The following is an 18,500-nucleotide window of genomic DNA, read 5'->3' as shown; positions in this document are numbered from 1 at the left end:
GCTGCCAGAATCTGACAGTAGCTCATTCTATGGTCGCCAAGTTGAAACACTGAACCTTGGAGAGCAGACATGATCGCCCCGAATTTCGTCATCCTCTATGTCGACCAGCCGCAGCAGAGCGGCACCTTCTATAGCGCGCTGCTCGGTCGCGAGCCCGTCGAAAGTTCGCCGACCTTCGTGCTGTTCGTACTCGATGCGGGCTTCAAGCTCGGCCTCTGGTCGCGCCATACGGTGGAGCCGGCCGCAGCCGCGGCGGGCGGCGGCGCCGAAATCGTCTTTGCGCTGGATACGCCGGACGCGGTCGATGCCGCCCATGCCGACTGGGCCGGGCGCGGGCTGAAGATCCTGCAGACGCCGACCGACATGGATTTCGGCCGCACCTTCGTCGCGCTCGATCCCGACAATCATCGCCTGCGCGTCTGCTGGCTGTCCGATGAGGAACAGACCGATGGGGGGCAGAAATGAGTGCGCATTGGATCGCGGTGGCGTCGGCCGAACATGTCCGGCGCGGGCGCCAGGGTGGCTTCATGCAGGTCAATCACGGCAAGGCAGCACCCCTGCGCCGCGTCAAGCCGGGTGACGGCATCGCCTATTATTCGCCAACCACCATTCTCGGCGAAAAAGACGGCCTGCAAGCGTTCACGGCAATTGGCACGGTGCGGGAAGGCGAGCCCTATCAGGGCGATATGGGCGCCGGCTTCACGCCGTTCCGCCGCGATGTCGCGTGGGCAAAGGCCGAGGAAACATCGATCAAACCGTTGCTCGACAGGCTGGACTTCAGCGCCGGCAAGTCCAACTGGGGTTATCAACTGCGCTTCGGCCTTTTCGAAATCAGCGCGCATGATTTTTCGCTGATCGCAGAGGCGATGGGCGCCAAAACGGCTGCGGCGGTGAACTAAGCCACGAGCGCCTTGTAGACGGCAATGCCGGCGGCAAGGTCCTCGAGTGCAGCACCAACCGACTTGAACAGCGTGATCTCACTGGCGCTCTCGCGCCCCTTCTTCTGACCGCGCGTCAATTCGTGCAGGTCGGCGACAATGGCGTCCGGCTTCAGCACGCCGGAGGCCAGTGGCTGAACGATATCGCCGGCCTCCTTAGTGGCACCGGCGCGGGTGTCGACATAGACGCGGGCAAGCGCGATCGCGTCATCATCGCTTTCGCGCATCGTCGGCGTAAAGCCGCCGACCAGGTCGACATGGGTTCCCGGCTGCAACAACGCGCCCTTGATCAGCGGTGTCGTGGTGATCGTCGCCGAGGAGACGATGTCGGCCTGCCCAAGTTCGGCATCGAGATCGCTTGCCGCGCTGGCCGTGAAGCCTTCGGCGCGCAGATCGGCGGCGACCTTCTCGGCATTGGCAGGGGTACGGTTCCAGATGCGGATGGTCTTGATCGGCCGGACGGCGCAATGCGCCTTGGCGAGGAAGGGCGACAGCGCGCCGGCGCCGACCACGAGCAGCCGCGAGGCGTCCTCGCGGGCGAGGTAGGAAGCAGCCAGCGCCGAGGCGCAGGCGGTGCGCCACTGCGTCAATCTCTGGCCGTCGATCAAGGCTTCGGGTTCGCCGGTGGCGCCATTGAGCAGCAGATAGAGCCCCATCACCGCCGGCTTGCCGATGGTGTTGTTGTCAGGCGAAACGGTGACGATCTTGACGCCGATGTGACCACTGGCCGACGTGCCGGCAGCGTTGAAGTCGGTCCATGCCGGCATCAAAAGCAGTGTCGAGGCGGCGCCGTCGGGCCGTTCGACCGAGTGATGATGTCTGACCGGCTGCACCGCACCGTCACGAAACGCGGCGCGCAGCGTATCCACGAGTCCGGAAAAGGTCAGCGCATGATCGACCTCGGCGGCCGAAATGGTCAGCATGGAAAACTCCGCGGAGAGAAAACCGCCGACCGGCGGTTCAAGTGGTTGGCTTCGGCAAGGCCGATGCCTGGGCTGACCCTTGGGCAGATCCTTGTGGTGCCGCCGGCGCGCGGCTAACCGCCTGGCGCAGGTTCTCGGCTTCGACGCCACGCTGGCGCGCCAGCTTGCGGTAGCGGCCCTGCTTGACCCAGGTTGCCAGGCTGCCAACGACCATGCCGATGGCGAGCGCCAAAAACAGGAAGATGAACAGCGGCAAGGTCAGCGTCAGCTTTGGATTGCCGGGGTTGAACGGGTCCAGCGTGAAGGCGACCAGTTCGCGATTGGCGACGGCGAGCGCGATCAGGATGATCGCCAGGGGCACGAAGACCACGATGAGCATGAAGCGATTGAACATGATGTTTTCCGTCGGAATGGCTGTCTGGCGCTGACGCCGCGCCTATTTGCCGCCGTTCAGCCTTTCGCGCAGCTCCTTGCCGGTCTTGAAGAACGGCACCCATTTCTCCTCGACCTCGACGGACTCGCCAGTGCGTGGATTGCGGCCGGTGCGGGCGGGACGGTTTTTCACCGAAAATGCACCGAAGCCGCGCAGCTCGACGCGGTTGCCTTCGGCAAGAGCGTCGGTGATCTCATCGAAGATCGCGCCGACGATGTTTTCGACGTCGCGCAGGAAAAGATGCGGATTGCGCGTGGCAATAATCTGCACAAGTTCGGACTTGATCATCAGACGGGTCCCCGTGAAAGCAGTACGGTCAAAATTATGAGGATGATTTTATTTGCTTTTTCACTTGCCCCAAACGGCATCTCAAGGGTGCCAGACGGAAACGAGACCGTCAAGAAACAAGCGGTCGGCGCCGAGTTCATGAATGACATCGCCGCTGTAGGCGGGCAGGCCGAGCGCGCTGCCGATGGTTTGCGCCATCGCTTTCGAGAACAAAAAGCCGCCGCGCCGTCCCGTATCCTTCCACTCGACGACCTTCAGTTTGGCATCGACGCCCTTGGTCGCCAGCCAGCCGACCGCCTCGGTCTCGCCGCCGACAGCATCGATCAGCCCGTTGGCGACGCCCTGGCGGCCGGTGAAGATCGAGCCATCGGCGAGCGCCAGCGCTTGCTCGCGGGTCATCTTGCGGCGCTCGGCGACGATGCCGACGAACCAGTCGTAGCTGTCGAGGATGAGCTTGCGGACCATGGCGCGCTCGTCGTCATTGGTCGGCTTGAAGGGAGATGGCGAGGCTTTCAGCGGCGAGGATTTCACTTCCTCCAGCTTGACGCCGAGCTTGTCCATCAGGCCGCTGACATCAGGATACTGGATCAGCACGCCGATCGAGCCGACGATCGAGGTCTTGCGGGCAACGATATGATCGGCGGCACTGGCGATCATGTAGCCCGCCGATGCGGCAAGCGTGCCGACTTCCGCGACCACCGGCTTGTCGGCGGCCAGCTTGCGCACCTCTTCATAGATCGATTCACCGCCGACCGTAGTGCCGCCAGGCGAATCGATCGACAAGATCACGCCTTTCACCTTCGACGACTGGCGGATGGTTTCCAGCCGCTTGATCAGCTCCTCGTCCTCGGTGATGGTGCCTTCGATCTTGACCTTGGCGATATGGTCGACGGCCGAGCCGGTGAAATCGTCGCCATAGAACCAGGTTGAAAGTGCAATCACCCCAAGTGCCACGATGCCGATGGCGGCAATCCGCCAGAATGTCAGCTTGCGCCGCAAGCGGCGGCGGTCGATCAGGTCGTCGGCTCTCAGTGCCATGGTCAGCCTTTCAGTCGGCGGGAGGAGACGCTTTTAGACCATCATCTTCCCATCTGGAAGCAATTCTCTTTTCCGGCGCAACAAGACAATCCGCGCGGACAGTCGAGTTGGCCATGCCGGTTGCGCCATCGGGCAGGTCAGGGCGGGCTCCGCCCCTCTCCAGGCACAGGTCTCTTCACGTATTTGTGCAATCGCCGCGAGGTCTGGCGGCGAAGATCGGCAGCTGATAAATTTTACGCCGCGTGTCTGTTTCTGCTATGAAGAACGGGCAGTTGTGCGGATCTCATTTTCATCTGTACAAACGCGGCTGTCACATTTTTGCAGTTTTCATGGGCTTGTGCTTGCTTGCAGGCGGCGGCGTCCCACCTATAGGCGGTGCTCGCGGGTGGGCAAGGGGTTAGAAGAAAGCGTTGAATGTTAGCGCGACCGATTGAATCGACCAACGCCGAGACGGAGTTGGCTCCCCCGGCGGACGTCCGGATGCGTGGCGATGCTTTCGACCGCGCCCAGCGTCATTCGCGCCGCGTGCGTGTTCTCAAGTTTGCCGTGCCGCTGGCCGCGGTCCTGATCGCTGTCGCCTTCCCGGTCTATTCCTATCTGGCCGCACCGGTCTCCGTCGCGGTCCAGGCGGAAGGCACCGCTTTTTCCAACGGCAAGCTGGTGATGGCCAATCCCAAGCTCAACGGGTTCACCAAGCAGAAGCAGCCCTATTCGATGACGGCGCTGCGCGCCATCCAGGATGTCAGCACGCAAGGCATCATCGAACTGGAAGGCATCGACGCCAAGATCCCGGTCGGACCTGACAATATCGCGGCGATCAAGGCCTCGCACGGCACCTACGATCGCAACGGCAATACGATGAACCTGACCAGCGACGTTGACATCACCACAACTGACGGCATGCAGGCCAAGTTCAAATCGGTCTTCCTCGACATGGGCAAAGGCACTATGAAGACGGGAGATCCCGTCGATGTCAGCCGTGAGGGGTCACGGATCACGGCGGATTCGATGTCGGTCCAGGACAATGGCAAGGTTCTGGTTTTCGAGAACAAAGTGCGCGTCAACATCGATTCCGCCGCCTTGAAGACGGCAGAGGGAAACAGCGGAGAAATCAATGCGGCTCAGTAGTTCGACGCGGCTCGCGGCTGCAATTTCGGCTTTGCTGCTGCTCGGGCTGGTGCCGTCATTGGCGCAGTCCACCAGCCAATCAGGTCTGAAACTGTCCGGCGACAAGCCGATCCAGATCGAAAGCGACAAGCTGGAAGTCCGCCAGGCAGAAAATGTCGCCATCTTCACGGGCAATGTCAGCGTCGTCCAGGGGCCGACATTGATGAAGGCTGGCAAGATGACGGTCTATTATGTGAAGGATCCCAACGCCGCGGCCAAGGGCACGGAAGCCGCAGGCGCGGCGATGACCGGCTCGGCCAACATTGACCACCTGGAGATTTCCGACAAGGTTTACATCAAGTCGGACGCGCAGATCGCCACCGGCGATCAAGGCAGCTTCGACATGAAGAGCCAGGTTCTGGTGCTTTCGGGCAAAAAGGTCGTCCTGTCGCAAAACGACAACGTGCTGGTCGGCTGCAAGCTCGTCGTGCAGATGAAAACAGGGCTGGCCCAGGTTGATCCATGCGCTGGGCAACGGGTCCAGATGTCGATCACACCGCCGCCGAAATCGGGAGCGGCGAACCCCTGATGGCCAGCCTGTCGTCGCTGACGGCGCGTCTTCCGGGGCGGGCCGCCGGCAAGCTTTCGGCGCCGGCCACGGTGACCGTCGATACGGGAAAGTTCAAGGGGACCCTGATCGCAAAGGGTCTGACCAAGAGCTACAAGGGCCGCAAGGTCGTCAGCGGCGTCACCATCGGTGTGCGCGCGGGCGAGGCGGTTGGACTGCTCGGCCCCAACGGCGCCGGCAAGACGACCTGCTTCTACATGGTCACCGGCCTGGTGCCGGTGGACGAGGGCACGATCGAGATCGACGGCTTCGACGTCACCTCGATGCCGATGTACCGTCGTGCGCGCCTCGGCATCGGCTATCTGCCGCAGGAGGCATCGATCTTTCGCGGCCTGAGTGTCGAGCAGAACATCCGCGCCGTGCTCGAAGTGGTCGAAAAGAGCCGCAAGGAGCGCGAACGCAATCTCGACGAACTGCTCGAGGAATTCCACATCAGCCATCTGCGCAAGGCGCCATCCATGTCGCTTTCCGGCGGCGAGCGGCGGCGCCTGGAAATCGCGCGTGCGCTGGCAACGCGCCCGGCCTACATGCTTCTCGACGAGCCGTTTGCCGGCATCGATCCGATCGCCGTCGCCGATATCCAGCAACTGGTGCGTCACCTGACGGCGCGCGGCATTGGCGTCCTCATCACCGATCACAATGTGCGCGAAACGCTCGGCCTGATCGACCGCGCCTACATCATCCATGCCGGTCAGGTGTTGACCCATGGGCGGGCCGACGAAGTGGTGGCAAACCCGGATGTCCGCCGGCTCTATCTCGGCGAGGGTTTCACGCTCTGAGCGTGAAATTTGTTTCCTGACACGATTTTTGGTGCCTTCACCGCGCTTTTTCTCCGATTTTGCCGCCAGATAACGCTCCGGTAAGTGAGTTTTGCTAGCTATTGCCTTGACAAGCAAAAGCTGGGCCAGTTTCTATGACCCGCTGCAAAAATTCCTGTCCGGAAGCCCGGATGCGTAGACGAGGCGTTTGAAACTAGACAATGGCGTTGGCGGCGAAACTACAGCTACGACAATCGCAGTCGCTGGTGATGACGCCGCAGCTGATGCAGTCGATTCGGCTGCTGCAATTCACCCATACCGAGCTCGAGCATTTCATCGATGACGAAATCGAGCGCAATCCGCTGCTGGAGCGCGCGGAGCCGCAGGACGATGCAGCCAGCGACCAGTCGCAGAAGATCGAGGCGGAGCCGCAAGCCGCCGCTGCCGCCGATGGCGACTGGTTCGAAAACGAGACGCAGTGGAGCGCCGAGGCGATCTCCGACAAGCTCGATACGTCGCTGGAAAACCTGTTTCCCGATGATCCGGGGACGAGCGAGCGACTCGGTCCCGACCTGACGGCGCAATGGAAATCGGCTTCCGGCAATGGTGCGAGTTCCTCATCCGAGGGCATTGATGCCGGCGACATGGCGGCCGCGGCGATCACGCTGCGCGACCATGTCGGCGAACAGGTGGCGCTCGCCTTCGTCGATCCGGCGGCACGGCTGATCGCCGCCGACCTTGCCGACGGCCTCGACGAGACCGGCTATCTGCGCGGCGACCTGGCCGAGATCGCCGCCCGCCTCGGCACGGACGCTGCTGCGGTGAGAAAGGTGCTGGCGGTGTGCCAGACTTTCGAGCCGGCCGGCCTGTTTGCCCGCGACCTTGCCGAATGCCTGTCGCTGCAGCTTGCCGTGCGGGACCGGCTCGATCCGGCGATGAAGGCGCTGGTCGCCAATCTCGAACTGCTGGCACGGCGTGATTTCCATGCGCTGAAGCGGATCTGCGGCGTCGACGAGGAGGATCTGCTCGACATGCTGGCCGAGATCCGTGCCCTCGATCCCCGACCGGGCATGGCGTTTTCGGGCGGCGCCAGTGACGCCATCGTCGCCGATGTCGAGGTGCGTGCCGCCAATGACGGCAGCTGGACGGTCGAGCTCAATGCCGAAACGCTGCCGCGCGTGCTGGTCGACCATATCTATTTCGCCCAGGTTTCGCCGCAGGCGAAGAACCAGGCGGAAAAGGACTTCCTCGCCGAATGCCTGCAAAACGCCAACTGGCTGACGCGCAGCCTCGACCAGCGGGCAAAGACCATCCTCAAGGTCGCCTCGGAGATCGTTCGCCAGCAGGATGCCTTCCTCGTCCATGGCGTGCGCCAGCTGAAGCCACTCAACCTGCGCACGGTGGCCGATGCCATCGGCATGCACGAATCGACGGTTAGCCGGGTCACCGCGAACAAATACATGCTGACGCCGCGCGGCGTGTTCGAGCTGCGGTACTTCTTCACCGCTTCGATCGCTGCGTCGGGTGGCGGCGATGCGCATTCCTCGGAATCGGTGCGTGACCGCATCAAGCAGCTGATCGATGAGGAAAAACCCGTCGACGTGCTTTCCGACGATGCGATCGTCGACATGTTGCGCGAGAGTGGCGTCGATATCGCTAGGCGCACGGTCGCCAAGTACCGGGAAGGCATGAATATTCCCTCCTCGGTGCAGCGCCGGCGCGAGAAACGGGCGCTGGCCAGCGCCGGGCGCTGACACGGTTCAATTTTCCTCAGGCCAGCACTTCATTGACAAGCCGCGGCGAAGTGGCTAGAAGCCCGCCCGCATGAGTGGGGCTAGATGCCCGCGTGTGGATGGTCCGTCACGACGTTGGCCTCGGGACGGTCAAAAGGGCGGCTTGTGATCAACCGGAAAGTTCGGATTTAAAATCGGCGCGAGTGACGCCGCAAAGCTTGTGCGCACGGACCACGAGTATAAACTCGGGCGAGTTTGAAGCCTGAGCAAGGAAGGTCAGTTTTCAGATGAATCTGCGCATATCGGGAAAACACATGGATATCGGCGATGCGTTTCGTACACGCATCAACGATCGTGTCGGCGAAGCGATCGGCAAATATTTCGATCGCGGCTTTGCCGGACACGTCACAGTCATCAAATCAGGTTCGCGCTATTCGGCGGATTGCATGATCCGGCTGGATTCCGGTGCTTCGCTGCAGGCCACCGGCGATGCCCAGGATCCGACGGTTGCCTTCGAGGCCGCCGCCGATCGCCTGGAAACGCGCCTGAGGCGCTACAAGCGCCGGCTGAAATCGCACAATTCAGGCGCCGCCAATGGCGATCCGACCGACATTGCCTACACGGTGATGGCGCCGCTGGCCGATGACGACGAGGATATTCCGGATAATTTCGCGCCGGCCATCGTCGCCGAATCAACCATGACGCTGAAGACCATGTCGGTGGCTTCGGCAGTCATCGAGCTCGACACCAAGGACAGCCCGGTCTTCGTCTTCCGCAACGCCGGAAACGACCATCTCAACATCGTCTATCGCCGGCCCGATGGAAACATCGGCTGGATCGACCCGTCCACGACCAAGGTCGCACAAGGATAAGAGCCGGCCGCACGAGGGGTGAGGACTGGTGACGGCAGGCGAACAAGGGATTTTCAAGCATGGATCTGAGCGATCTTATCAACGTTCCGGCGATACTGCCGGCGTTGAAGGCGAACTCCAAAAAGCAGCTGTTGCAATTGCTTTCCGAACGGGCAGCCGCGATTTCGGGCATTCCGGAGCGGGAAGTGTTCGACACCATCCTGCAGCGTGAACGGCTTGGCTCGACGGGCGTCGGCAACGGCATCGCCATTCCGCATGGCAAGCTGGCCGGCGTGAAGCGCATCGCCGGGGTTTTCGCCCGGCTGGAGACGCCGGTCGATTTCGAATCGCTGGACGATCAGCCGGTCGATCTGGTGTTTCTGCTGCTGGCGCCGGAAGGGGCCGGCGCCGACCATCTCAAGGCCTTGTCGCGCATCGCGCGGGTGCTGCGCGACGCCGACACGGTGGCCAAGATCAGGGGGACGCGTGACGCCGCGGCGATCCACGCGCTTTTGTCGGATACCCAGGCCTCGCACGCGGCCTGACATTTTCTGATTGGAACATCCAGCCAAGGGCCGCCACGGGCGGCCCTGTCCATTTTAAGCCCGGCGCGCCTGACTTAGTGAATGGCGACCGTGGTGAGGTCGTTTTCCATGGCGCCGGCCAGCGCGCGGTCACGCGCATCCGAAAGCAGGATCGGCTGGCCATTGGCGGCAAACAGCGCCCACAGTTCCATGCCGGGCGCGATTTCACCGAGGTTCGGGAAACGGCCGAGCAATTCGTCGCTCGAGACCTTGCGCAGATAGGCGACCGAGCCCTCGCCGAGATGGGCGAATTCGCCGCTGGTCATGGTGAGATTTTCATCAGTTCTGGTCATTTCAAAGCCTCCTTGGCGCGAGGACGCCGCTCAAGGCCATCCCGCATGAGAGCCATCGGTAAAGATCAGTCTTTCACCGATATGTTTATTTTCCGTACCAGCCGTTCGGACTCCGGCCGATCAAGATCGATCGACAAAAGACCGTTCTTCAGTTCCGCCGCGATCACCCGCATGCCGTCGGCCAGCACGAAACAGCGCTGGAACTGGCGCGCGGCGATGCCGCGATGAAGAAACTCGCGCTCGGTATCGTCGGACTGACGGCCGCGCACGACCAGCTGGTTTTCCTCCGTGGTGACATCGAGATCGCTTTCGGCGAAACCGGCGACCGCCAATGTGATGCGCAACCTTTCGGTCTTGCCGTCGGCGCCGCTGAGGCGTTCGATGTTGTAGGGAGGGTAGCTGTCGCCGGACTTCGCCAGGCGTTCCAGAGTCTTTTCCATGGCGTCGAAACCAAGGAGAAGCGGGCTGGAAAAGGGCGTCATTCGGCTCATGTTACACTGTCCTCTGTAGAGCGACATAAAGTGGAAAAACCCAGATGGCATTTTTCCCGGTGGTCTTGATATGGTCCGCCCCGCGACCAAGTTCAAGCCATCAAAAGACCCGCCCAAAAAGACCAGGTCGTGGACTCACAGGAATGATCGACATGGCGCTTGAAACGGCCAGCAGATGCAAGGAGAAGCGCGCAGGTCGGGATTGTCTTCCCCGGTCGAGCGGTTCGACTTGGCAGCCCGCAGCCGCTTCGGCGTCGTTCCGGATTCATCCCAAGTCCATGGCTTCGCCAAACAAGGAATTGAAATGCCTCAATTACGCAAGATCATCATCGACACGGATCCCGGCCAGGATGACGCCGTCGCCATATTGCTGGCGCTCGGCAGCTCCGAGCTGGAGATCGTCGGCATCACAGCCGTTGCCGGCAACGTGCCGCTGAAGCTTACCGAAAAGAATGCCCGCAAGGTCTGCGAGCTGGCCGGTCGGCCGGACATCAAGGTCTATGCCGGCGCCATCCGGCCGTTGATGCGCGAGCTGGTTACCGCCGAGGAAGTGCATGGCAAGACCGGTCTCAACGGGCCGCAATTGCCCGAACCGACGATGAAGCTGCAGGACCAGTATGCCGTCGATTTCATCGTCGAGACGCTGATGAAGGAAGAGAGCGGCACCATCACGCTTTGCGCACTCGGCCCGCTCACCAACATTGCGCTGGCGCTGATCCGCGAACCGCGGATTGCACAGCGCATCAAGGAAATCGTGCTGATGGGCGGTGGCTTCTTCGAAGGCGGCAATGTCACACCGTCCGCCGAGTTCAATATCTATGTCGATCCGCAAGCCGCCGACGTCGTGCTCAAATCCGGCATTCCGATCGTGATGATGCCGCTCGACGTCACCCACAAGGCGCTGACCACCGCCAAGCGCACGCAGGCCTTCCGCGAACTCGGCACCAAGGTCGGCACGGCGACCGCCGACATGCTGGAATTCTTCGAGCGCTTCGACGAGGAGAAATACGGCACCGACGGCGGGCCGCTGCACGACCCCTGCGTCATCGCCTATCTGTTGAAGCCGGAGCTGTTCAAAGGCCGCACCTGCAATGTCAGCGTTGAAACCACCTCGGAACTGACCATGGGGATGACCGTCATCGACTGGTGGGGCGTCACCAAGCGGCCGAAGAACGCCATGGTGATGCGCGACATCGACCATGATCGCTTCTTTGCGCTGCTGGTCGAGAGGCTGGGGCGGCTTTAGTTCCCTGTTCCAGATGCATATCATCCGCCCAAAAGCACTTGCGCTTTTGGGCGGCGTGCATCAGGCGATTACTCGCGAAGCAGGCGATATGTTTCGGTGTCATTCCGGCGATGCTGCCGTTCGACCGAAACCTCCGAACCGATGGCTCGCGGTGATGTTGCGTCGCCGTACGCGAACACCAGCAGATTATTTTCGTAAAGGCGGATTCCGTAGAGATAGCTGGGTCTGCCACCGACATAACCCTCTGGGTTCGGAGGCGCATTGAGGACGTTGACCACCGTGCCTGTTACGCGCTCCACATTGACGATCGGCCTGCTTTGCCTCGCAATCAAGGTGCCGATTGCCACAGCGCATGCGCCCACAACTAGGCTGGTGATGACTATGCCCCGAAGATTTTCGCGAAGGGTCATGAAGGCAAGGCCATACCGCGCTTTGGCCATGGTTCAATCCGCAAACCGGTAGAAAACGAAGCCACTGTCGCGTGTCACGCGCTCGATGCCAACGCGTGAGCCGATCAGGGGCGGGCGATCGTCGTCGACGAGAACTAACGAACCGCTCTCAAGGGATAGCACGTAGACGCTGCGACCCTTGCCCCACTGAGCACTTTTGATCGTTGCCTCGACTGCCTCAACCGAATGGATCGGGCTTGCGTCATTGGTCCATTTGTTCAGAGCCGAGGGAACCATCACCGCGAACAGAGAGCCAACCAGGATCACGCCAGGCGCGTTCCTTTTCAAATCAGCATAAGTCCAAGACATAGATATGAATCCCCGGCGCGGATTCATTTGGTGGCGAGAAGGCTGATTTTCAATCAGCCCTCATCAGCCGTAGGTCTGCGACTACTTCGACCGTGAAAACGCCAGCCACAGGCCGCCGCCGACCAGGAAGCTGCCGCTGATCGTGGACATCAGCTTGATGCGGCTGGCCGACAGCAGCCGCCCGGCGCGGCCGGCGGCCAGTGCATAGGTCGAATCAGAGATGGCGGCGAAGATCATGGCGGTGAGGCCCATGACGACGATCTGCAGCGAGTAATTGCCCTGAGGCGCGATGAACTGCGGAAAGAAGGCGCCGAAGAACACCAGCGTCTTGGGGTTGCTGAGCGCCACCAGCAGGCCCTGCAGGAAGAAGCCGCCGCGCGGTTTCCTTGCCGTTCCGTCGGCGTTCAGCGTGCCCTTGGAACGGAACATCTGCACGCCCATCCAGATCAGATAGGCGGCGCCGATCAGCCGTACCCATTCGAACCAATGACCCATGCCCGAGATCAGCGTGTTGAGGCCGATGCCGACGATGGCGATCATCACGGCAAGCCCGGCCTGCGTGCCGGCGACATTGGCGAGCCCGGCGCGGGAGCCATGGCGGATGCTGTTGGCGATGATCAGCGTAACCGTTGGGCCGGGCACCAGGATGATGACGATGCAAGCGAGGACATAGGCGGCGTAGAGTTCCAGCGACATGATTTTTCCTCAAGGATGCCGCCAGAGCGGCGCGGGCTGACGGCAATCAATGCATGGCAGCGCAGCCGGCGCAAGCCGGTACGCCAAGCTCTGCGATACGCCAATGCACCGGTTCAGGCGCCGGTCTGCCACGGCAGCGTTGCCTCATAGGCGGCTGCCGCCTTGAACACTGCAAGATCGCCGCGTGGCCGGCCGATCAACTGCATGCCCATTGGCCGGCCCTTGTCGTCGAAGCCGACCGGCACGTTGACCGCCGGGCAGCCGCCCAGGGTGGCGAATGCGGAAACCTGCATCCAGCGGTGGTAGCTGTCCATCGCCCGTCCGGCGACCTCGCGCGGCCAGGGCGTGCCGACATCGAAGGGGAAGACCTGCGCGGTCGGTAGCGCGATCAGATCATAGCGGTCGAAGATCGACAGCAGCGTGCGATGCCAGGACGTGCGGATGACTGAGGCCGCGCGGATCTGCGGCGCCGTCAGCCGCATAGCGTTCTCTACCTCCCAGACGGCTTCCGGCTTCAGCAGGCCGCGCTTCGAGGGATCGTCGTAGTGGGTTTTGAGCGCACAGCCGCTGCTGGCCTGGCGCAGTGTGACAAAAGCCTGCCACAGCGCTTCGAAATCGAAATCCGGCTGCAGAGGCTGCCAGGGGAAGGAGGATGCATCCGCCAACCGGCCGAGCGCTGTCTTGCAGAGATCGAGAATCCCGGCTTCGACAGGCAGATGACCGCCGAGGTCGCTGAACCAGGCGATGCGGCCGCCAGTAGTCCCTGTCGCAAGCCCGTCGAGGAACGAGCCAGGTTTCTCATAGGACAATGGCGCTTGCGGATGATAACCCGCCTGCACGTCGAGCAGCAGGGCCATGTCGCAGACGTTGCGGCCCATCGGCCCATCGACACCCATCTGCGCATGAAAGACCTCGACGTCGGGTCCGCCGGGAACTAGCCCTTGCGACGGGCGGAAGCCAAAAACATTGTTCCAGGCGGCCGGGTTGCGCAGCGAGCCGCCAAAGTCGCTGCCATCGGCGACAGGCAGCATATCCAGCGCCAGCGCCACCGCCGCGCCACCACTCGAGCCGCCGGCGGTCAGCGCCGGATCGAAGGCGTTCAGCGTGGGCCCGAACACATTGTTGTAGGTGTTGGAGCCAAGCCCGAATTCCGGAACGTTGGTCTTGCCGATGATGATGGCGCCGGCGTTGCGGATACGCTCGACGAAGAAATCGTCTTCCTGCGGCACGAAGTCGGCGAAGATCGGCGAGCCGAGCGAGGTCCTGAGGCCAGTGGTCGAGGCGAGGTCCTTGATGGCGATTGGCAGGCCGAACAACGAGCCGGTTTCGGCATCTGCCCGTCGGGCATCGGCAGCGTCGGCCTCGCGCAGGATGTCGCCACGGTCGCGCAAGGAGACGATGGCGTTGACCAGCGGGTTGACCGCCTCGATCCGGTCGACGAATGCCGTCACCACCTCGCGGACGGAAAGTTTCCTTTGGCGGATCGCGTCGGCAAGTGCGACCGCGGACAGGCGACAGATGTCGCTGGCCGGCGCCACGGCATGTTTCGTCTGAGGGCGCAGCATTTCAACGCGTTTCCTGCAATGCCTGGTCGACATCCTTGGCCAGCGGAATTGCCGGCTGGGCGCCTGGCTTCAGGCAGGCCAGCGAGCCCGCCGCGCCGGCGCGCGCCAGCGCCTGTTCGAGCGTCAGGCCGGATGACAGGCCGGCGGCGAAATAACCGCAGAATGTGTCGCCGGCGCCGACCGTGTCGACAGGAGTGATCTTCATTGCCGGAACGGTCAGGAAATCGCTTGGCGTCGCCGCCATCACGCCGTCGCCGCCGAGCGTGACGACGATGGTGCGGCCGGTCTTCCCGGCATAGTCTCGCATGCGCGCCGCCCGGTCGCGGCCGTTGAGAGACAGCGCCTCGCCATAGAGGTCGAATTCGGTTTCGTTGGCGACTGCATAATCGGCCTTGGCAAGAAAGGCGGCTGCTTCGCCCTGGAAAGGCGCGGTGTTGAGCACGGTGATGGCGCCAGCCGCCCTTGCCTGGTCGAGCGCGGCACCGACGGTCGCCAGCGGGATCTCATGTTGCAGGAGTACGATATCGCCCTTTTTGAAGAAGGCTTTGGAGAGGTCGCCGGGCAATACGGACGCGTTGGCGCCCGGCACCACGGCGATGATGTTCTCGCCGTCGTCGCCGACCATGATCAGGGCTGTGCCTGTCGACGCAAAAGTCTCGGCGACGCCGGACAGATCGACCTTGCCGTCGCGCAGCAATGCCAGCGCCTCGGCGGCGAAGCTGTCCTTGCCGACGGCGCCGACCATGCGCACCAAAGCGCCGGCGCGTGCCGCCGCCAGCGCCTGGTTGGCGCCTTTGCCGCCGGGCGCGGTGGCAAAAGTCGAGCCGGCTACTGTTTCGCCAGGGCTCGGCAAGCGGTCGACATTGGCGATCAGGTCGAGGTTGATCGAGCCGATAACGATAATCAAGCAAGGCCTCCTGCCAGCACAAATTCAAATATTGGAGCGTCTTTTGAGCGTCCGGGCGAACGCAGGTCGTTCCTATCGCGCGGGAAGCTAGCCTGTAAGGCCGCGGCTTGCCAGACCACGCGAATGGTCCAGCTCGATTTGTGCCTATTCACAGCGCACGGTGACCGTGCCCTGGTAGTTGCCGGCGGGAAAGATACCGCTCGACTTGGTGGCGGTGAGGTCGACCTGCATGGGGTGGGTGCCGTTGACGACACGCTGCGCCACGCTTCCGGAGGTGTCGACGCCGGTGCCGTCGAGGCGGTAGACGGTGCTGAAGTTGACGTTGGTACCGCCGCCGCTTGGCGCTGACGAGAACGAGGCGGGCGCCGGCGCGGAAACGGAATAACAGTCGAGCAGGTTGAGCAAGGTGCAAAGCAGCGAACTGGCGGTGATGGTGGCGGTCGCACTCGACCCGCCTGCCTGTTTGGAGCCCAGGATGCTGATGGCAGGATTTGCGGTCATCGTTCCCGACGCCCCGACCATGATGGTGCAGGTGCCGATGATCGCCGCTTGCACCGGAAGGCAGAGGCCGGCAAGTGCTGCGGTCGCAAGCACCGCGCGGTTATTTCTTCTTCTTTTTCTTGCCATCGCCATTTCCGGTCCTGATGCTCCAGCCTTCGTTGGCCCATCCCGGTGATGCGACCGCGGGAGCGGGAGCGCTGGCGGCCACGCTCGCCGTCGGGCCGTCGGCGCCGAGGCCCATTTTGAGGAGTTTCAACTCCAGTTGCAGGCGCTCGACCTCAAGCTCGTAGAGGCGGCTGCAATCGACGCGCTTGGGCGAGCGCCCGATCGGGATCACCACGCGACCGTAGGTCGCGACGTCATTGTTCGACTGGTTATTCCCTCTGATGACGCCGAGGTCGACATAGGCGCCGGTACCCGATACCGCCGAACGGCAGGTGGTGCCGTCGGAAGCGTGGACCTCGTCCTGCCCCTGAGGCAAGGTTACGCCGGGCAGGTTGAAGCCGCTCTCATTCTGGTTGAGATTGTAGACATCCTCGGCCAGAACCGGCGAAATCCCCGCAGACATCGCTGCAAGTGCGACTGTCAGGATTTGCGGTGCCCAAAAAACTTGCCGCATATCTGTGCCTTTATCTGCGTCTGTTGATTGGGAAAGGGGATGCTTTCGGTACAGATACGCACTTTGCGCTCGGCAGCGCCGCCGAAGGGCACGACCACAAGGACAGGACGGGAAGCCTGGGAAGCCAATTGGAAGGCACTCGGAGAGATCCTGGCGGCCACCGGCTGAAAATCCTGATCGTAGACGTGGATTTCGACCCTGATCTTCTGGTCGTAGGGATTGGCCGGGAATACGCGGACCGCGAAGACGTCAGTGAAGCTGTTGACCTCGCCTCGCATCGGCGACATCGACTGGGCAGCGGCGGCAATGGGCATCAGGCCGACGGCCAGCGCCGTCGCCAAGGTTCGAGCATGTGTCAAAGGCCCCTCCTTCCGAGAGCTTATTCGCAGCGCACCGTCACCGTTGCCTGGTAGTTTCCGGAGGCGAAGCGGTTGCTGCCGCCCTTGGTGCCGGCGAGGTTGACCGAGACGAGGTCGGCGCCGGGTGTGCCGAGGCTGGTGGCCGAGCCGGTCTCGGCGATGGAGTGCGTACCGGCGGCGGAGTAGGTCGGTGTCCAGGTGGTCGACGTGGTGTCGGCAGCGGGCACAGTGGTGATGGTGACCGGGTCTACGCTGAGCGATACGCCTCCGGTGGTGGTCAGCGTGACCGTTCCGGCCAAGCCGCCGCTGTTGTGCGAGCTTAGCGACTGAAGATCGGGGCTCACCGTCATCGTGCCGTTGGTGGCGACCACAAGCGTGCAGGTTGCGGTGATCGTGCCATTGAAAATGACATTTTGCGTTGTGGCCAATGCGGACTGGTCAATACAGGCGACCAGCAGGGCTGCGCCGAAGACGGCGCGAAACGATGTCATCGAGACCTCCCATTAAGCCGGATAGTCCGAGTTAATATGGGTCATCATCACTTTATCGTAGTTAATTTAGAGTTAACTTGAACAATTGCTTAAAATAACAATCGCTAAACCAGAGGTTGCTTTTGGTTGCAATCAAGAAAATCTGATGCAATAATCGCACTTATACTTGATAAGTCCGGCATTTATAGATTCTGCGGGGGGTTCTTGGAAAATCGACATTCACGACGACACTTGCCCTGCTTCCCAACCCAGAATGGCTCGCTTGCGGGTCAGACCCCAGTGATAGCCGGTGAGGTCGCCGGACTTGCCGATGGCGCGGTGGCAGGGAACCACGAAAGAGAGCGGGTTGGCGCCGTTGGCGGCACCGACGGCACGGCTGGCGCTCGGCGCGCCGATGCTGGCGGCGATCGAGGAATAGGTGCGGGCCTTGCCCATCGGTATGTTGAGCAGCGCCTCCCAGACGCGAACCTGGAAGTCGGTGCCGATCATGACGACATGCAGCGGCTGGTCGGGGCGCCACAGGGTCGGGTCGAAGATGCGCGCCGCATAGGGCCCCGTCGCGGCCATGTCCTCGACATAGATGGCGTTCGGCCAGCGGCTGGACATGTCGGCGAAGGCGGCGCGTTCCTCACCCGGATCACTGAAGGCGAGGCCGGCAAGTCCGCGGTCGGTAGCCATGATCAGGGCAGTGCCGAACGGCGAGGGGTGGTAGCCGTAGCGGATGGTGAGGCCTGCGCCGCGCGTCTTGTAGTCGCCCGGCGACATCGCTTCATGGGTAACGAAGAGGTCGTGCAGCCGGCCGGGGCCGGACATGCCCAGCTCGAATGACGTTTCGAGCAGCGGCATGCCTGAATCCAGCAGCTTGCGGGCATGGTCCAGTGTCACCGCCTGCAGGAAGGCTTTTGGCGACAGGCCGGCCCAGCGGGTGAAGAGCTTCTGCAGGCCGGTCGGCGTCTCGCCGACCTCTTCGGCCAGTTCTTCCAGCGATGGCTGGTCGCGATAGTCGAGGCTGATCTTCTCGATGGCGCGGCGCACGATTTCGTAGTCGCTGCCTTCGGGCGTGATGTCCTTTTTGAGAACGGCCGTCTGTGTGCTCATGGAACTGTCTCCTTGGGCAGGAATATCGCCCCTTGGGGCGTCGATCGCCACCCGAAACTTGCCTTCTTGCGGCGCGTACCCAGATAGATTCGGGTTTTCGAGAGCCTGTTCCATCCCGATGAGGTCGGGATGGGGCTCTGTCTGTTTGTATAAGCATGATCTTTCCCGAAAACCGGATTCCACTTTTCGGGATCA

25 protein-coding genes are annotated in these 18,500 nt (G+C 62.3%); 9 read left to right on the top strand and 16 right to left on the bottom strand.

Annotated features, from left to right (window positions below; translation table 11 throughout):
* Positions 1-69 precede the first annotated feature (69 nt).
* Complete coding sequence (locus AC1D2G_RS13355; protein ID WP_477414454.1) at positions 70-465, top strand: VOC family protein; 396 nt, start codon at positions 70-72, stop codon at positions 463-465.
* Positions 462-899: an EVE domain-containing protein gene (locus tag AC1D2G_RS13350; protein ID WP_477414452.1), complete on the top strand. Its 438-nt coding sequence runs from the start codon at positions 462-464 to the stop codon at positions 897-899. Before AC1D2G_RS13355 ends, AC1D2G_RS13350 begins: the two co-directional genes overlap by 4 nt.
* On the opposite strand, the gene lhpI is transcribed toward AC1D2G_RS13350, so the two are convergent.
* From lhpI to sppA, 4 genes are all read right to left on the bottom strand, one after another.
* Positions 896-1,861, bottom strand: a complete 966-nt coding sequence (lhpI, locus tag AC1D2G_RS13345) for a bifunctional Delta(1)-pyrroline-2-carboxylate/Delta(1)-piperideine-2-carboxylate reductase (protein WP_477414450.1) — start codon at positions 1,859-1,861, stop codon at positions 896-898. The two genes, AC1D2G_RS13350 and lhpI, sit on opposite strands and share 4 nt — an antisense overlap.
* Positions 1,862-1,898: 37 nt before the next feature.
* Positions 1,899-2,255, bottom strand: coding sequence for a DUF1049 domain-containing protein (locus tag AC1D2G_RS13340; RefSeq protein ID WP_477227907.1), 357 nt, complete (start codon positions 2,253-2,255; stop codon positions 1,899-1,901).
* 42 nt (positions 2,256-2,297) lie between these two features.
* Positions 2,298-2,582 carry an integration host factor subunit beta gene (locus AC1D2G_RS13335; RefSeq protein WP_006200394.1) on the bottom strand — a complete coding sequence of 95 codons (285 nt, stop codon included), beginning with the start codon at positions 2,580-2,582 and terminating at the stop codon, positions 2,298-2,300.
* Between the two features lie 81 nt (positions 2,583-2,663).
* Positions 2,664-3,620 (bottom strand): signal peptide peptidase SppA, encoded by a 957-nt coding sequence (gene sppA, locus AC1D2G_RS13330; protein ID WP_477414448.1) that lies wholly within the window; start codon positions 3,618-3,620, stop codon positions 2,664-2,666.
* Positions 3,621-4,034: 414 nt separating this feature from the next.
* Here sppA and lptC point away from each other — a divergent pair, with 414 nt between their 5' ends.
* The 6 genes from lptC to ptsN all read left to right on the top strand — a co-directional run bounded on the left by lptC (position 4,035) and on the right by ptsN (position 9,242).
* The gene (gene lptC, locus AC1D2G_RS13325; RefSeq protein ID WP_457154470.1) at positions 4,035-4,748 is read left to right on the top strand and encodes an LPS export ABC transporter periplasmic protein LptC; all 714 of its coding nucleotides are present in this window, start codon (positions 4,035-4,037) and stop codon (positions 4,746-4,748) included.
* Positions 4,735-5,316: an LptA/OstA family protein gene (locus tag AC1D2G_RS13320; protein ID WP_477414446.1), complete on the top strand. Its 582-nt coding sequence runs from the start codon at positions 4,735-4,737 to the stop codon at positions 5,314-5,316. The genes lptC and AC1D2G_RS13320 overlap by 14 nt, the downstream gene beginning before the upstream one ends.
* Positions 5,316-6,134 carry an LPS export ABC transporter ATP-binding protein gene (lptB, locus tag AC1D2G_RS13315; protein WP_095084710.1) on the top strand — a complete coding sequence of 273 codons (819 nt, stop codon included), beginning with the start codon at positions 5,316-5,318 and terminating at the stop codon, positions 6,132-6,134. Before AC1D2G_RS13320 ends, lptB begins: the two co-directional genes overlap by 1 nt.
* Positions 6,135-6,334: 200 nt before the next feature.
* Positions 6,335-7,867, top strand: a complete 1,533-nt coding sequence (rpoN, locus tag AC1D2G_RS13310) for an RNA polymerase factor sigma-54 (protein WP_477306961.1) — start codon at positions 6,335-6,337, stop codon at positions 7,865-7,867.
* A 266-nt stretch (positions 7,868-8,133) separates the two neighbouring features.
* On the top strand, positions 8,134-8,718 hold the full coding sequence (gene hpf / locus AC1D2G_RS13305) for a ribosome hibernation-promoting factor, HPF/YfiA family (protein ID WP_095084708.1): 585 nt from the start codon (positions 8,134-8,136) through the stop codon (positions 8,716-8,718).
* Between the two features lie 59 nt (positions 8,719-8,777).
* Positions 8,778-9,242: a PTS IIA-like nitrogen regulatory protein PtsN gene (gene ptsN, locus AC1D2G_RS13300; RefSeq protein WP_013529589.1), complete on the top strand. Its 465-nt coding sequence runs from the start codon at positions 8,778-8,780 to the stop codon at positions 9,240-9,242.
* Positions 9,243-9,316: 74 nt separating this feature from the next.
* Here the strand turns inward: ptsN and AC1D2G_RS13295 are convergent, their stop codons facing one another.
* Positions 9,317-9,574, bottom strand: coding sequence for a BQ00720 family protein (locus tag AC1D2G_RS13295; protein WP_095084707.1), 258 nt, complete (start codon positions 9,572-9,574; stop codon positions 9,317-9,319).
* A 65-nt stretch (positions 9,575-9,639) separates the two neighbouring features.
* Complete coding sequence (locus AC1D2G_RS13290; RefSeq protein WP_095084706.1) at positions 9,640-10,065, bottom strand: Hsp20 family protein; 426 nt, start codon at positions 10,063-10,065, stop codon at positions 9,640-9,642.
* A gap of 304 nt (positions 10,066-10,369) precedes the next feature.
* Between AC1D2G_RS13290 and AC1D2G_RS13285 the strand changes: the two genes are divergently transcribed.
* Complete coding sequence (locus AC1D2G_RS13285) at positions 10,370-11,311, top strand: nucleoside hydrolase (protein ID WP_477414444.1); 942 nt, start codon at positions 10,370-10,372, stop codon at positions 11,309-11,311.
* 68 nt (positions 11,312-11,379) lie between these two features.
* Here AC1D2G_RS13285 and AC1D2G_RS13280 read toward each other — a convergent pair whose 3' ends face one another.
* The 10 genes from AC1D2G_RS13280 to AC1D2G_RS13235 all read right to left on the bottom strand — a co-directional run bounded on the left by AC1D2G_RS13280 (position 11,380) and on the right by AC1D2G_RS13235 (position 18,305).
* The gene (locus AC1D2G_RS13280) at positions 11,380-11,751 is read right to left on the bottom strand and encodes a hypothetical protein (protein ID WP_477414442.1); all 372 of its coding nucleotides are present in this window, start codon (positions 11,749-11,751) and stop codon (positions 11,380-11,382) included.
* A 3-nt stretch (positions 11,752-11,754) separates the two neighbouring features.
* A complete protein-coding gene (locus AC1D2G_RS13275) occupies positions 11,755-12,027 on the bottom strand; it encodes a hypothetical protein (protein WP_457151904.1) in 273 nt (90 codons plus the stop codon).
* Between the two features lie 123 nt (positions 12,028-12,150).
* Entirely contained in the window at positions 12,151-12,765 is a 615-nt protein-coding gene (locus AC1D2G_RS13270; RefSeq protein WP_477414440.1) for a LysE family translocator, read from the bottom strand.
* A gap of 113 nt (positions 12,766-12,878) precedes the next feature.
* A complete protein-coding gene (locus AC1D2G_RS13265) occupies positions 12,879-14,330 on the bottom strand; it encodes an amidase (protein ID WP_477414438.1) in 1,452 nt (483 codons plus the stop codon).
* A gap of 1 nt (position 14,331) precedes the next feature.
* Positions 14,332-15,237 carry a ribokinase gene (locus AC1D2G_RS13260; protein ID WP_477414436.1) on the bottom strand — a complete coding sequence of 302 codons (906 nt, stop codon included), beginning with the start codon at positions 15,235-15,237 and terminating at the stop codon, positions 14,332-14,334.
* A 144-nt stretch (positions 15,238-15,381) separates the two neighbouring features.
* The gene (locus tag AC1D2G_RS13255; RefSeq protein ID WP_477414434.1) at positions 15,382-15,864 is read right to left on the bottom strand and encodes a hypothetical protein; all 483 of its coding nucleotides are present in this window, start codon (positions 15,862-15,864) and stop codon (positions 15,382-15,384) included.
* Positions 15,839-16,357 carry a hypothetical protein gene (locus AC1D2G_RS13250; RefSeq protein WP_477414432.1) on the bottom strand — a complete coding sequence of 173 codons (519 nt, stop codon included), beginning with the start codon at positions 16,355-16,357 and terminating at the stop codon, positions 15,839-15,841. The genes AC1D2G_RS13255 and AC1D2G_RS13250 overlap by 26 nt, the downstream gene beginning before the upstream one ends.
* Positions 16,324-16,716, bottom strand: coding sequence for a hypothetical protein (locus AC1D2G_RS13245; protein WP_184876885.1), 393 nt, complete (start codon positions 16,714-16,716; stop codon positions 16,324-16,326). Before AC1D2G_RS13245 ends, AC1D2G_RS13250 begins: the two co-directional genes overlap by 34 nt.
* Before the next feature lie 20 nt (positions 16,717-16,736).
* Positions 16,737-17,207 carry a hypothetical protein gene (locus AC1D2G_RS13240; RefSeq protein ID WP_477227917.1) on the bottom strand — a complete coding sequence of 157 codons (471 nt, stop codon included), beginning with the start codon at positions 17,205-17,207 and terminating at the stop codon, positions 16,737-16,739.
* 219 nt (positions 17,208-17,426) lie between these two features.
* Complete coding sequence (locus tag AC1D2G_RS13235; RefSeq protein WP_457151911.1) at positions 17,427-18,305, bottom strand: methylated-DNA--[protein]-cysteine S-methyltransferase; 879 nt, start codon at positions 18,303-18,305, stop codon at positions 17,427-17,429.
* Positions 18,306-18,500 lie beyond the last annotated feature (195 nt).

This window comes from Mesorhizobium sp. P2_C7 (assembly GCF_056404515.1).
The sequence above is the reverse complement of the archived record's forward strand: the minus strand, read 5'-3'. Positions and strand labels throughout refer to the sequence as shown.

What these genes read in the sequence shown, in the direction of transcription:
- AC1D2G_RS13240 (WP_477227917.1), bottom strand. Translation starts at nt 17,207, where the DNA reads ATGACATCGTTTCGCGCCGTCTTCGGCGCAGCCCTGCTGGTCGCCTGT.
- AC1D2G_RS13295 (WP_095084707.1), bottom strand. Translation starts at nt 9,574, where the DNA reads ATGACCAGAACTGATGAAAATCTCACCATGACCAGCGGCGAATTCGCC.
- lptC (WP_457154470.1), top strand. Translation starts at nt 4,035, where the DNA reads ATGTTAGCGCGACCGATTGAATCGACCAACGCCGAGACGGAGTTGGCT.
- AC1D2G_RS13285 (WP_477414444.1), top strand. Translation starts at nt 10,370, where the DNA reads ATGCCTCAATTACGCAAGATCATCATCGACACGGATCCCGGCCAGGAT.
- hpf (WP_095084708.1), top strand. Translation starts at nt 8,134, where the DNA reads ATGAATCTGCGCATATCGGGAAAACACATGGATATCGGCGATGCGTTT.
- sppA (WP_477414448.1), bottom strand. Translation starts at nt 3,620, where the DNA reads ATGGCACTGAGAGCCGACGACCTGATCGACCGCCGCCGCTTGCGGCGC.
- AC1D2G_RS13255 (WP_477414434.1), bottom strand. Translation starts at nt 15,864, where the DNA reads ATGGCAAGAAAAAGAAGAAGAAATAACCGCGCGGTGCTTGCGACCGCA.
- AC1D2G_RS13235 (WP_457151911.1), bottom strand. Translation starts at nt 18,305, where the DNA reads ATGAGCACACAGACGGCCGTTCTCAAAAAGGACATCACGCCCGAAGGC.
- AC1D2G_RS13320 (WP_477414446.1), top strand. Translation starts at nt 4,735, where the DNA reads ATGCGGCTCAGTAGTTCGACGCGGCTCGCGGCTGCAATTTCGGCTTTG.
- rpoN (WP_477306961.1), top strand. Translation starts at nt 6,335, where the DNA reads ATGGCGTTGGCGGCGAAACTACAGCTACGACAATCGCAGTCGCTGGTG.
- lptB (WP_095084710.1), top strand. Translation starts at nt 5,316, where the DNA reads ATGGCCAGCCTGTCGTCGCTGACGGCGCGTCTTCCGGGGCGGGCCGCC.
- AC1D2G_RS13340 (WP_477227907.1), bottom strand. Translation starts at nt 2,255, where the DNA reads ATGTTCAATCGCTTCATGCTCATCGTGGTCTTCGTGCCCCTGGCGATC.
- AC1D2G_RS13290 (WP_095084706.1), bottom strand. Translation starts at nt 10,065, where the DNA reads ATGAGCCGAATGACGCCCTTTTCCAGCCCGCTTCTCCTTGGTTTCGAC.
- AC1D2G_RS13355 (WP_477414454.1), top strand. Translation starts at nt 70, where the DNA reads ATGATCGCCCCGAATTTCGTCATCCTCTATGTCGACCAGCCGCAGCAG.
- AC1D2G_RS13335 (WP_006200394.1), bottom strand. Translation starts at nt 2,582, where the DNA reads ATGATCAAGTCCGAACTTGTGCAGATTATTGCCACGCGCAATCCGCAT.
- lhpI (WP_477414450.1), bottom strand. Translation starts at nt 1,861, where the DNA reads ATGCTGACCATTTCGGCCGCCGAGGTCGATCATGCGCTGACCTTTTCC.
- AC1D2G_RS13270 (WP_477414440.1), bottom strand. Translation starts at nt 12,765, where the DNA reads ATGTCGCTGGAACTCTACGCCGCCTATGTCCTCGCTTGCATCGTCATC.
- AC1D2G_RS13250 (WP_477414432.1), bottom strand. Translation starts at nt 16,357, where the DNA reads ATGCGGCAAGTTTTTTGGGCACCGCAAATCCTGACAGTCGCACTTGCA.
- AC1D2G_RS13265 (WP_477414438.1), bottom strand. Translation starts at nt 14,330, where the DNA reads ATGCTGCGCCCTCAGACGAAACATGCCGTGGCGCCGGCCAGCGACATC.
- AC1D2G_RS13350 (WP_477414452.1), top strand. Translation starts at nt 462, where the DNA reads ATGAGTGCGCATTGGATCGCGGTGGCGTCGGCCGAACATGTCCGGCGC.
- ptsN (WP_013529589.1), top strand. Translation starts at nt 8,778, where the DNA reads ATGGATCTGAGCGATCTTATCAACGTTCCGGCGATACTGCCGGCGTTG.
- AC1D2G_RS13280 (WP_477414442.1), bottom strand. Translation starts at nt 11,751, where the DNA reads ATGGCCAAAGCGCGGTATGGCCTTGCCTTCATGACCCTTCGCGAAAAT.